This window comes from Streptomyces sp. NBC_00829, from assembly GCF_045161795.1.
GTDB lineage: Bacteria > Actinomycetota > Actinomycetes > Streptomycetales > Streptomycetaceae > Streptomyces.
In genome coordinates this window covers 1685203-1697265 of the sequence record NZ_CP108867.1, presented here as the reverse complement: position 1 = coordinate 1697265, position 12063 = coordinate 1685203, and the positions used below count along the sequence as shown (strand labels likewise).

Here is a 12063-nt window from a genome sequence, read left to right as displayed (position 1 = left end):
GGCCCAGGACCCGGGTATCGCCAGGAGCACAGCACGGGGAGCCACCGTCAGGTGTCGTGTGTGTGGCGCGGCAGGTCTTGGCGGTCACGGTGCCGTCAGCCGTCAGCCGTCAGCGATGGCCTGCGGGAATCTGAGCGCCAAGGCGTGTGACAGACGACGGCGCGGCACTGTGCGATCGACCTCGGCAAGGCGTGCGGGAGGGCAGTCGGCCCCGGTGTCGGCCTCGATCAGGGCACAGTCGGCCCCGGCGCTGGGCACGAGGCTTCCCTGGCCGTGGCGGTTTCAGCCCGCCTCGGCGACGTCGGCGGCCAAGGGGGCGAGTTCCTGCGGCAGTTCCAGACGTGTGCCGCAGAAGCACAGCAGGGCGCCGCCCGGTGCGGCCGGAGCGCTCAGATCGATCGTCAGGATGGCGTGCAACTCTCTGATGACTACGTGCACTTGGACGCCCCTGGCGACAAGAATACTGACCTCGTCCGGATCCCAGACGGCGATCTCCGGCAGATCTTCGGCGACAGCAATGCGGATGCACACAGGTATCTCCCCAGGGGATGCACGACATCGTGAAGTGATCCGCTCCGGGAGGTCAGCGGGTGACTGATGGTACCGGTGACTACGTGAACCTCAGGGGTGTTTGGCATATTCAGTGACGCCTGATGGCGCTGTTCAGAGGTGGGGACACCTCGACCCCCCGGAAGAGTGCGTCAGCGTCAGATGGTCCGGCTGACCTGGAGCATTGCCTCGGCGTCCTGGACAAGCGCACGCTGACGGGCCTCCGGCAGTTGACGGTAGAGCCTCAGCAGCTTGGCTTCCCGCTCATCCTGGCTGGGACCGGGCACAGGTCGGCCGACGGCCGCGAAGAACTCTCGGGGTGCGGTCCTCACGCCCCAGCGACGGAACACATCGACCATGGCCCGAAGTTTCTCCGGGTCGACGCGGGAGGTTCCGCGGGTGCGGTTCATCCATGCGTTGAGCGTCGGGTACGAGATGCCGGCTTCCGTGGCCAAGTCCTTCTGGGTCTTCCCCGGGGCCTTCGCCAGCAGGCGTTCGAGCAGAGCCGCCAGGTCCTCACCCTCGCGGACGCCGTCGTCGCCGGGCCCTGGTTCACCGCCATGGTTCTGGTCGCTGCTCACATGCCCGAGGATCGACCATCGGCATCTACATGCGCAAGTAGATTGCAGATCGAAGGCCTCTCCACAGGTGCGAGGCGGAGTGCCCCGGGCGCTCGACGTGCGCATGTGCGCCCCCGTCGTGTGGTCCGCACACTGCCGTCCCTTGACAGAATCTACATCTACATGAAGACTGCAGATGCCGCCGCACACATAAACGGGCGACATCGCACGGCGGTGGAATCTACATCTACATGAATACTGAATATGAGGGTGGCGCGCGACCGGACCGGCACTCATCCACCGTCACCACTCCATGGAGCCAAAGGAGTTCATGCCGTGCCCGAACAGGCCAACCGTCCTATCGGCCCGCCGGGAGGCCCGGAACCCGCGTTAGTCGCGCGGGCCCGCGCCGGTGATCGCGAGGCGTTCGCCGCCCTGTACCGCGAACACCACCGGCTCGTGTACCGCTTTCTCTTCTTCCGCACACGGAACCGACACCTGGCCGAGGACCTCACCCAGGAAGTCTTCGTCCGCGCGTTGCGCCGCATGAGCAGCTTCGCCTGGCAGGGATCCGAGTTCGCCGCCTGGCTGCTCACCATCGCCAGGAATCTGCACCTGGACGACACACGGCACAGCCGTACCCGGCTGGAGACCCTGGTCGCCGAATTCCAGGAGACGGGGTTGTGCGACCGCAGCGCCGAATCCTCCGCCCTGCGCAGGCTGGAGGCGATCGACGCCCACGAGGCGGTCCGCAGCGCCCTGCGCACACTCAACCCGTATCAGCGCCACTGTGTGGAGCTCCGTTTCATCAACGGGCTGTCGGCCGAGGAAACGGCCCATGAGATGGGCAGGTCCGTCGCCGCGGTCAAGACACTCACCTTCCGCGCCATGCAGAGGCTGCGCTCCCACGCTGTGAGGGTGGCCGGGTGACCAGGAACCTGACCCACCTCGTGGCCGCGACGGAGCTGGAGCGAGCGGCGCTCGCCTGGGACGCGGTGTGCCGACGGGCCGGGCGCATCGCCGTGGCCGTCGAGCGGCGGATCGGACGGCACCCGGACTTCCAGGGCGTCCACGCCGAGGGGAACCGGGTGCGCATCGTGCTTCATATCGCGGAGCCGCACCAGTGGGCGCGGTGGCGCGCGTACTTCGGGATCACGGACGAGGGCGAGCACCCGCTGCCCTATGTCCTCACCGGGGAGGGCCACCGGAACGGGGTCCGGCTGTCGGTGGTTGCCTACGACGTTCACCCGGAAGGGCACAGGGCGGCGACCGGTCCGGTGGCACACCTGTTCAAGCTCGGCCGGAACGTGTTCGACCTGGCACTGCCCCAGCGCGACGCCCACGGCGACATCTGGCACTGCCGGGGACACCGTGCGCACGACGGAATGCCGTTGATGTCGCTGGGCGCCCGCCCGGAACGGTGCTCGCTCGCGAACGTCGCGGCGTTCGTGGGCCCCCTCACTCCGGTCCGCGACATGGCGCCGTCCACGGATCGCCCCGCATCGGCAGGCGCCCGGATCGGCCAGGGCCGATGAGGCCGCCGAACGCACGCGGATCGCGCCCGTACGCGCGTCCCTCGGCAGCCTGGTCTCATCCGGCGGAGTGGACATGACCATCAGGCCATGGGAGCTGAGTGCCGCCTGCCGGGACAAGGACGGCGATCTGTGGTTCTCCGGCAGGACCCGGGGCCGGGCCGTGGCGATCTGCACCGCCTGTCCGGTGCTCGACGACTGCCGGGCCGCCGTACTGCGCTGCGAGGAAGGCCTGCCGAAGTGCGACCGCGTGGGCATCATCGCCGCTCTCACCGGAGCGCAGCGATACGCCCTTGAGCACGAACGGAAAAGGCAGCAGCATCCCCCGCCCGCATCCGACGCAACCGATCGAATGCCCGCCGGCCGCCCGGCCAGGGAGCTCGCCCCCTGCGGAACGCGTGCCGCCTATCAGCGCCACCTGCGCAGGCGCGAGCCCGTCGACGACGCGTGCAGGGCGGCCAACAGCCGTGGCGCCGGGCGTTATCGACGGACCGGTTCCACCGAAAGTCACACAGCCGGTTCGTGACGCTCGCCGTCACGACGCCCGTCCGCGCCGGTGCCCCGCGCCCGGCAACACCACCGGCCGGGCCCGCCGGACTCCGGTCGGCAAGCTCGGGAGGCACGTCGGCCGGACCGCGCCCCCTGCCTCTCGACTCGGCAGGGGGCGCGTCCCCGCCGCGGCGGCTCCACGGCCGGCGGGAGCCGTATGCGCGTGGGAGGAGACCGGAGACCGATCCGGGCAGGTGTGGAGCGGGCGCCCCTCCGCAGTTCGGCGACCTGGATCTGTACGATCCGGCTGCCGATGCGGTGCGCGAAGCTGTGCAGTGCGGGATGCGACAGGAGAAGCTCCGGGCATTCACCGGGTGAACCGGGGCTCACGAGGTCAGGATGGGGACATGGGATTCCACGTCGACTCCGAGACCGGGCGGCTGCGCCAGGTCATACTGCACCGGCCAGATCTTGAGCTGAAGCGCCTCACCCCGAGCAACAAGGACGCCCTGCTCTTCGACGATGTGCTCTGGGTGCGCCGTGCGCGCCAGGAGCACGACGGCTTCGCGGACGTGCTGCGCGACCGGGGTGTCGAGGTGCACCTCTTCGGCGACCTGCTGTGCGAGTCGCTGGAGATCCCGGAGGCCAGAAAGCTGGTCCTGGACCGGGTCTTCGACGAGAAGGAGTATGGCCCGCTCGCCACCGGTCACCTCCGCTCGGCCTTCGACCAACTGGCCACGTCCGACCTGGTCGAGGCGCTGGTCGGCGGGATGACCAAGCGGGAGTTCCTCGCCGGTCACACCGAGCCGACCTCGGTCCGCTTCCATGTGATGGACCTGGACGACTTCCTCCTGCGCCCGCTGCCCAATCACCTCTTCACCCGCGACACCTCCGCCTGGATCTACGACGGGGTCTCCATCAACGCCATGCGCTGGCCGGCCCGCCAGCGCGAGACCGTTCACTTCGAGGCGATCTACAAACACCATCCGCACTTCACCGGCCCGCGGGCCGGCGATTTCCACCACTGGTCGGAGGGGCAGGACGACTACCCGTCCACCATCGAGGGCGGTGACGTCCTGGTCATCGGCAATGGCGCGGTGCTGATCGGCATGAGCGAGCGCACCACCCCGCAGGCCGTGGAGATGCTGGCGCGAGGAATGTTCGCGGCGGGCTCGGCCCGGACGATCGTGGCGCTCGACATGCCCAAGCGGCGGGCCCTCATGCACCTCGACACCGTGATGACGATGGTCGACCGCGACACCTTCACCCAGTACGCCGGACTCGGCATGCTCCGCTCCTACACCATCGAACCGGCCGAGGGGAGCCAGGCTCTCAAGGTCACCGACCATCCGCCCGAGCACATGCACAGTGCGATCGCGGCCGCGCTCGGCATGCAGGAGATCCGGGTGCTCACGGCGACCCAGGACGTGCACTCGGCGGAGCGCGAACAGTGGGACGACGGTTGCAATGTGCTCGCCGTGGAGCCGGGCGTCGTCGTCGCCTACGAGCGCAATGTCACAACAAACACCCATTTGCGCAAGCAGGGCATCGAGGTCATCGAGATCCCGGGTAGTGAACTGGGCCGGGGCAGAGGAGGCCCCCGCTGTATGAGCTGCCCGGTCGAACGGGAGGCTGTCTAGCGGGGATCGGGGTGCTCCGTGCCGGTACAACGATGCCCGTGGGGCGCCTGTATAGCAATGCAGGCGCTCGTATAGACTTCCACGGTCATCGCGTTCGCGACCCAGGAGCAGCCACCATGGCGATACATCTCGAAGGCCGCCACTTCCTCAAGGAGCTGGACTTCACCGCAGAGGAGTTCCGCGGCCTCGTCGATCTGGCGGCCGAGCTCAAGGCCGCCAAGCGGGCGGGAGCCGAGGTGCCGCGGCTGCGGGGCAGGAACATCGCCCTGATCTTCGAGAAGACCTCCACCCGCACGCGCTGCGCCTTCGAGGTCGCGGCGGCGGACCAGGGCGCCGCGACGACCTACCTCGACCCCGTCGGTTCGCAGATCGGCCACAAGGAGTCGGTGAAGGACACCGCGCGCGTCCTCGGCCGGATGTACGACGCCATCGAGTACCGCGGACACGGCCAGGGTGTCGTGGAGGAGCTCGCCGCGCATGCCGGGGTCCCCGTCTACAACGGGCTCACCGACGAGTGGCACCCCACCCAGATGCTCGCCGACGTGCTGACGATGACGGAGCACACCGACAAGCCGCTGGACCAGGTCGCGTACGCCTATCTGGGTGACGCCCGCTACAACATGGGCAACTCCTACCTGGTCACGGGCGCGCTGCTGGGCATGGACGTGCGGATCGTGGCGCCGCAGCTGCTCTGGCCCGACGATACGATCGTGGCCCTGGCGCGCGGGCTGGCCAAGGTCTCCGGCGCCCGCGTCACGCTCACCGAGGACGTTACCGAGGGTGTGCGCGGGGCCGACTTCGTCGCCACCGACGTCTGGGTCTCGATGGGCGAGCCGAAGGAGGTGTGGGACGAGCGGATAGCGCTGCTCGGCCCGTACGCGGTGACCATGGACGTGCTCCGCGCCACCGGCAACGCGGGCGTGAAGTTCCTGCACTGCCTGCCCGCCTTCCACGACCTCGGGACCACCGTCGGCCGCGAGATCCACGAGAGGCACGGTCTGACCGAGCTCGAAGTCAGCGACGAGGTGTTCGAGTCGGACCACTCCGTCGTCTTCGACGAGGCGGAGAACCGCATGCACACGATCAAGGCGGTCCTGGTGGCCACGCTCTGCGGAGTCCGGAAGGCGTAGACCCGACGCCGGCGAGCGGGGTTCGGGCCTCAGGGCTCGGGCCCCGCTTTCGTTGTGCCGGTCAGCTCCGCGACGGCAGGGTGAACCACACCGCCTTGCCCCCGGCGGTCGGCCGGTGCCCGCAGGCCGTGCTCAGTTCCCGTATCAACAGCAGCCCCCGGCCGTGCTCCTGCCAGAGATCGGGCGCGGAAGCGGAGGCGGGCAGGCAAAGATCGCGCGGCGGGGCCGGGTCGCCGTCGTGGACCTCCACCTGACAGCCCGTCGGCAGCAGCTCCACCACCAGCTCGATGGGGCTTTCGCCCAGGGTGTGCTCCACCGCGTTGGCGACGAGCTCCGCCGTGAGCAACTCGGCCGTGTCGCTGTCCGCCGACGCCTCGATGTCCGCCAGCGCCGTGCGGATCAGGGCGCGGGCGATGGGCACCGCGGCCGTCGTGTGCGGCAGGGCGATGCGCCATGAGGCGGGGCCGGATGCTTCGAGCACGGCGGAGGGTTCCGTTCGGAAGTGGGTCGTGCGGTCGACCCTACGAAGCGCGAGCCGGTGAACGAAGGCCACGGCCGGACTTGGGGAGGACCTGTACCACGGCCGATACGGGGTGTTTGCCTCGGTACAAGTCGGCCACAAAACCAAGTATCGCGCACTCGTGACGAGAGTCACGGATGAGTGATAGCTTCGAAGACAGGCAGTAGTCCGCCCCGCCGAAGGAGGCCACACTCCATGAGCCCCTTTTCCGGCTCCGCGCACCGCACCGAGCGCTGGCGCCATCTGCGGCTGACGACGGACGAAGGAGTCGCGACCGTCACCCTCGCCCGCCCCGAGAAGCTCAACGCGCTCACCTTCGGGGCCTACGCCGATCTGCGAGATCTGCTCGCCGAGCTGTCGCGGGAGCGGTCCGTACGGGCCCTGGTGCTGGCCGGCGAGGGGCGCGGGTTCTGCTCCGGCGGTGACGTCGACGAGATCATCGGTGCGACCCTCTCCATGGACACCGCCGAGCTCCTGGACTTCAACCGGATGACCGGACAGGTCGTGAGAGCCCTGCGCGAGTGCCCCTTCCCGGTGATCGCTGCGGTGCACGGCGTCGCTGCGGGAGCCGGTGCGGTGCTCGCGCTGGCCGCGGACTTCCGGATCGCGGACCCATCCGCCCGTTTCGCCTTCCTCTTCACCAGGGTGGGTCTGTCGGGCGGTGACATGGGGGCGGCGTATCTGCTGCCCAGGGTTGTCGGCCTCGGCCATGCCACCCGGCTGCTGATGCTCGGCGACCCGGTCCGGGCTCCCGAGGCCGAACGCATCGGCCTGATCAGCGAACTGGCCGAAGAGGGCCGGGCGGACGAGCGGGCGGCCGAGCTGGCCCGCCGCCTCGCGGACGGCCCGGCGCTCGCCCACGCCCAGACGAAGGCGCTGCTTACGGCCGAACTGGACATGCCGCTGGCCGCGTCGGTGGAGCTGGACGCGGCGACGCAGGCGCTGCTGATGAACGGCGAGGACTACGCGGAGTTCCATGCCGCGTTCACGGAGAAGCGCGCACCGAAGTGGCAGGGACGCTGACCATGCCCCCGGCACAGGGCAAGGCTCCGGTGCACGACGAGGGGCGCCCGCACGGTGCAGGTCCCGTACCGGGCGAGGCTCCGGTGGGCGAGGAGCCTCGCGTGCTCGGCGTGGGCCCGGCGTACGGCGAAGCTCCCACGGGCGGCGTGTCCCCCAAGGGCGCGGCACGGCCCGGCCGCGTGCCGGTGCCCGGTCGGCCGCTGCGCATCGCCGTCATCGGCGGCGGCCCCGGCGGCCTGTATGCCGCCGCGCTGCTCAAGCGGCTCGACCCCGCCCGTGAGATAGCCCTCTGGGAGCGCGGCGCCCCCGACGACACCTTCGGCTTCGGAGTCGTCCTCTCCGACGAGACCCTCGGGGGGATCGAGCACGCCGACCCTGTCATCTACCGTGCGCTCCAAGAGGAGTTCGTACGCTGGGACGACATCGACATCGTCCACCGCGGTCGCACCCTCACCTCCGGCGGCCACGGCTTCGCCGCCCTCGGCCGCCGTCGGCTGCTGGAGATCCTCCACGAACGCTGCGCCTCCCTCGGCGTGGATCTCCGCATCCGCACCGCGGCGCCGCCCGCCGCCGAACTCGCCGCCGCGTACGACCTGGTCATCGCCGCCGACGGGGTGCACAGCCTCACCCGCGAGGCGCCCGCCGACGCTTTCGCGCCGCACATCACCACGCACCGCTGCCGCTACATCTGGCTCGCCGCCGACTTCGCCTTCGACGCCTTCCGCTTCGAGATCGCCGAGACCGAGCACGGCACGATGCAGCTGCACGGCTACCCCTTCGCACGCGACGCCAGCACCGTCATCGTCGAGATGCGCGAGGAGGTCTGGCGGGCCGCCGGTCTCGACCTCTGCGATGAGCAGGAGTCCACCGACAGATGCGCCAAGATCTTCGCCGATGCCCTCGGCGGTCGCCCGCTGCACGGCAACAACTCGGCCTGGACCGCTTTCCGTACCGTCGTCAACGACCGCTGGTCGCACGGCAACACGGTGCTCCTCGGCGACGCCGCCCACACCGCGCACTTCTCCATCGGCTCCGGCACCAAACTCGCCGTCGAGGACGCTCTCGCACTCGCCGCCTGCATCGAGGAGCAGCCGGGCCTCGAAGAGGCGCTCGCCGCGTACGAGAAGGAGCGCCGCCCGGTCGTCGAGTCCACGCAGCGCGCTGCCGCCGCCAGTCTGCGCTGGTTCGAGGACCTCGGCAGCTACCTCGACCAGCCGGCCCGGCAGTTCGCCTTCAATCTGCTCACCCGCAGCCGCCGGGTCACCCACGACAATCTGCGGTTGCGGGACGCCGCGTTCACCGACGCCGTCGAGCGCGACTTCGGCTGCCCGCCCGCCACACCGCCGATGTTCACCCCCTTCCACCTGCGTGGACTGACCCTGCGCAACCGGGTCGTCGTCTCGCCGATGGACATGTACTCCGCCGAGGACGGCATCCCCGGAGACTTTCATCTGGTCCACCTGGGCGCGCGTGCGCTCGGTGGCGCTGGCCTGGTGATGACCGAGATGGTCTGTGTGAGCGCCGAAGGCCGTATCACCCCCGGCTGTACGGGCCTCTACAGTCCTGAACAGGCGGCTGCCTGGAGCCGTGTCACGGACTTCGTGCACCGCCACGCTCCCGGCACCGCGATCGGTGTCCAGCTCGGCCACTCGGGGCGCAAGGGATCGACCAGACTCATGTGGGACGGTATCGACCAGCCGCTGGACGAGGGGAACTGGCCCCTGTCCGCCGCGTCACCGCTGCCGTACCGCGCGGGTGTCAACCAGGTTCCGCACGCCCTCGACCGCGCCGGACTGACCGGGATACGCGAACAGTTCGCCGCTGCGACCCGCCGCGCCGCCGACTGCGGTTTCGACCTGCTCGAACTGCACTGTGCCCACGGCTATCTGCTGTCCGGCTTCCTTTCGCCGCTCACCAACGAGCGGACCGACGCGTACGGGGGATCCCTCGAGAACCGGCTCCGCTTCCCCCTCGAAGTCTTCGACACCGTGCGCGAGATCTGGCCGGACGAGCGGCCGATGACCGTCCGCGTCTCGGCCACCGACTGGGCCCCGGGCGGCACCACCGGCGAGGACGCGGTCGAGATCGCCCGCGCTTTCGCCGCGCACGGTGCCGACGCCATCGACGTCTCCACGGGCCAGGTCGTGCCCGACGAACAGCCGGAGTACGGCCGCTCCTACCAGACCCCGTACGCCGACCGGATCCGCAACGCACTCGGCATCCCCGTCATCGCCGTCGGCGCGATCTCGTCCTGGGACGATGTCAACTCGCTGCTGCTGGCGGGCCGCGCGGACCTCTGCGCACTGGCCAGGCCGCACCTCTACGACCCCCACTGGACCCTGCACGCGGCGGCGGAGCAGGACTACGCCGGACCGGGTGCAATCTGGCCCGTCCCCCTCAGGGCGGGCAGCCGCAAGCCCCCGGCCGGCCGCACGGACGCGCCCAGGCCCCGGCTCACTCTGAGCTGAGGGCGGGTTCACCACGAAGATCCATCTGGCGTGCGAGCAGGGCCAGAAGCCGTTGTCGCTGCTGGTCACGGCAGGCCACCGGGGCGACAGCCCGCAGTTCGAGCCGGTCCTCGAAGCCATCCGGGTGCCCAGGCCGGGTGGTGGACGCCCCAGGCGCAGACCCCTGCGCGTGCGGGGAGACAAGGCGTACTCCTCGCGCGCCAACCGTGCTTACCTGCGCAGACGCGGGATCCGGTGCACGATCCCCGAGCCGGCCGACCAGATCCGCAACCGCAAGCGCCGCGGCCGCGACGGCGGCCGCCCGCCGGCTTTCGACCGGCAGGACTACAAGGCGCGTCACGCGGTGGAGTGCGGGCGCCTAACTGATCTGGCCTGGGGCCGCACCGCGCGGTGCCCCGGACCGCGGCCGGGTCAGGCCGCCAGTCATCTATAGCGGCGTGGAGGGCCGACGGTGGGGCACTGTCGCCTGCCCTGAATAACTGTGCGAGGCAGATGTCAGATGCTGACGGCGAAGCCGTTCGACCAGACTTGCATCGACTGGATCATGCTGTCCCATGCGCCGGTGAGCAGCAGCAGGCCGGTTGTGATCATCATGGCTCCGCCGATGCGCATCACCCACGCGTATCGTTCTTTGATCCAGGTGAACGTGCCGAGGGCTTTACGGAAGGCTACTGCCGCCAGGACGAACGGCAATCCGAGTCCGAGGCAGTAGGCGACGGTCAGCAGTGCTCCGCGGCCTGCGCTGGCTTCGTTCGCCGCGAGGAACGTCACTGCCGAGAGCGTGGGCCCGATGCACGGGGTCCATCCGATGCCGAACAGCGCTCCGAGTAGGGGGGCGCCTACGAGCCCGGATACAGGTCGTTTGTGGAGGCGGAACTCGCGCTGGGTCAGCCAGGGCATCAGGCCCATGAAGAAGACGCCCAGCAGGATCATCAGTACGCCGAGGACCTTGGAAAGGGCCTGCCGGTGTTCTTGGAGTGTGGAGCCGAAGTAGCCGAACAGGGCGCCGCCGGAGACGAAGACGGCGGTGAACCCCAGGACGAAGAGGGAGGCGCCAGCGACCATCCGCCCGCGGCGGGCGGATGCCAAGTCGGTGCCGGTGACCCCGGTGACGTAGGAGAGGTAGCCCGGCACGAGCGGCAACACGCAGGGTGAGAAGAAGGACACGAGCCCGGCGAGCAGCGCGATGGGCAGCGCAAGGAGGAGGGTGCCGTCGGCGACTGTGTCGTATGCCCCAGGGGCTTGGGCAAGGAACTGCATCGGCTCACTTCTCCGCGATCAGTGGGTCGATCAGCTTGCGGAGGTCCTCTTCGTTGAGCGCTTTCAGCGCGCGGGCTGCGATCTTGCCGTCCCGGTCGAGGATGATCGTGGAGGGGATGGTCTGCGGGTTCAGGCTGCCTTTGGGGAAGCCGTTGATGATCAGTTTCCCGATCGGGTCGTACAGGCTCGGGTACTTGAGGCCGTAGTCGTTTTCGAAGGCGATGGCTGGACTGCGTTGCGTGTCCCGGGTGTTGATGCCGACGAACTCCACCCCCTTGGCTTTCGTTTCTTCGGCGACTTTTGCGAAGGAGGGGGCTTCCGCGCGGCAGGGCGGGCACCACGAGCCCCAGACGTTCATCACGACGACCTTGCCCTTGAGGTCGGCAACATCAAGCTGCTTCCTGCCGAGTGTCTCGCCCTTGAGCTCATGAGCGGGCTGGCGCTCGCTGCGGGGAACGGTGGAGATGCCGCCATTGCCCGCGACGAAATTAGTGCTCCCACCACCTCCGGACTTGCCGCCGTCATCGCAGCTGGCCAGCAGGAACACACCTGCAGCAATCAACGCGGTCGGCACAGCGGCTCGGGAATCACGGAAGTAACCCATGTGAAAAGTTTCGCATCCGCACTTCGGTGATCCACTGGCGCCCCCAGGCATGCGTGCCAGCCGGCATCAGTGCTCCACCATCGATGTGCTGGGGGCCCGATGAGCAGGCGCCTGTGCTCATGCTTGGACCACGGCGTGCCGGGCTGCTCTCTTTCCTCACCAGCGGCAACGCCACAGGGCGCACGCATCTCCGTGAGAGTGCTGATCGCACGCGCTGATCAAGACACGCCATCTTCGGCCAACACCCGTTCTGTCAGGCTGAATTACGATCGTACGCAGGTTCGATCA

General features: G+C 69.2%; 12 protein-coding genes and 1 pseudogene. 8 read left to right on the top strand and 5 right to left on the bottom strand.

What is annotated here, in order from left to right; genetic code table 11:
• Positions 1–282 precede the first annotated feature (282 nt).
• Together OG293_RS07395 and OG293_RS07390 are read right to left on the bottom strand one after the other, a co-directional pair.
• Entirely contained in the window at positions 283–531 is a 249-nt protein-coding gene (locus OG293_RS07395; protein ID WP_405997968.1) for a hypothetical protein, read from the bottom strand.
• Between the two features lie 176 nt (positions 532–707).
• Positions 708–1130: a helix-turn-helix domain-containing protein gene (locus tag OG293_RS07390; RefSeq protein ID WP_405997967.1), complete on the bottom strand. Its 423-nt coding sequence runs from the start codon at positions 1128–1130 to the stop codon at positions 708–710.
• A 315-nt stretch (positions 1131–1445) separates the two neighbouring features.
• Between OG293_RS07390 and OG293_RS07385 the strand changes: the two genes are divergently transcribed.
• From OG293_RS07385 to argF, 5 genes are all read left to right on the top strand, one after another.
• Entirely contained in the window at positions 1446–2039 is a 594-nt protein-coding gene (locus tag OG293_RS07385) for a sigma-70 family RNA polymerase sigma factor (RefSeq protein ID WP_405997966.1), read from the top strand.
• Positions 2036–2644 (top strand): BN159_2729 family protein, encoded by a 609-nt coding sequence (locus OG293_RS07380; protein ID WP_405997965.1) that lies wholly within the window; start codon positions 2036–2038, stop codon positions 2642–2644. The genes OG293_RS07385 and OG293_RS07380 overlap by 4 nt, the downstream gene beginning before the upstream one ends.
• Before the next feature lie 73 nt (positions 2645–2717).
• The gene (locus OG293_RS07375; protein WP_405997964.1) at positions 2718–3167 is read left to right on the top strand and encodes a WhiB family transcriptional regulator; all 450 of its coding nucleotides are present in this window, start codon (positions 2718–2720) and stop codon (positions 3165–3167) included.
• Between the two features lie 370 nt (positions 3168–3537).
• A complete protein-coding gene (locus OG293_RS07370) occupies positions 3538–4770 on the top strand; it encodes an arginine deiminase (RefSeq protein WP_405997963.1) in 1233 nt (410 codons plus the stop codon).
• Positions 4771–4886: 116 nt separating this feature from the next.
• Positions 4887–5900 (top strand): ornithine carbamoyltransferase, encoded by a 1014-nt coding sequence (gene argF, locus OG293_RS07365; RefSeq protein WP_405997962.1) that lies wholly within the window; start codon positions 4887–4889, stop codon positions 5898–5900.
• A gap of 61 nt (positions 5901–5961) precedes the next feature.
• On the opposite strand, the gene OG293_RS07360 is transcribed toward argF, so the two are convergent.
• Positions 5962–6381, bottom strand: coding sequence for an ATP-binding protein (locus OG293_RS07360; RefSeq protein ID WP_405997961.1), 420 nt, complete (start codon positions 6379–6381; stop codon positions 5962–5964).
• Between the two features lie 234 nt (positions 6382–6615).
• On the opposite strand from OG293_RS07360, the gene OG293_RS07355 reads away from it, so the two are divergent.
• The 3 genes and pseudogenes from OG293_RS07355 to OG293_RS07345 all read left to right on the top strand — a co-directional run.
• Positions 6616–7443, top strand: a complete 828-nt coding sequence (locus tag OG293_RS07355) for an enoyl-CoA hydratase family protein (RefSeq protein ID WP_405997960.1) — start codon at positions 6616–6618, stop codon at positions 7441–7443.
• A gap of 2 nt (positions 7444–7445) precedes the next feature.
• Entirely contained in the window at positions 7446–9911 is a 2466-nt protein-coding gene (locus OG293_RS07350) for a bifunctional salicylyl-CoA 5-hydroxylase/oxidoreductase (protein ID WP_405997959.1), read from the top strand.
• A pseudogene (locus tag OG293_RS07345) lies at positions 9907–10260 on the top strand (transposase); the annotation flags it as partial. The gene OG293_RS07350 and the pseudogene OG293_RS07345, both read left to right, overlap by 5 nt.
• Positions 10261–10406: 146 nt before the next feature.
• Here the strand turns inward: OG293_RS07345 and OG293_RS07340 are convergent.
• Both OG293_RS07340 and OG293_RS07335 read right to left on the bottom strand, forming a co-directional pair.
• The gene (locus tag OG293_RS07340) at positions 10407–11171 is read right to left on the bottom strand and encodes a cytochrome c biogenesis CcdA family protein (protein WP_405997958.1); all 765 of its coding nucleotides are present in this window, start codon (positions 11169–11171) and stop codon (positions 10407–10409) included.
• A 4-nt stretch (positions 11172–11175) separates the two neighbouring features.
• Positions 11176–11775: a TlpA family protein disulfide reductase gene (locus OG293_RS07335; protein ID WP_405997957.1), complete on the bottom strand. Its 600-nt coding sequence runs from the start codon at positions 11773–11775 to the stop codon at positions 11176–11178.
• Between the last annotated feature and the right edge of the window lie 288 nt (positions 11776–12063).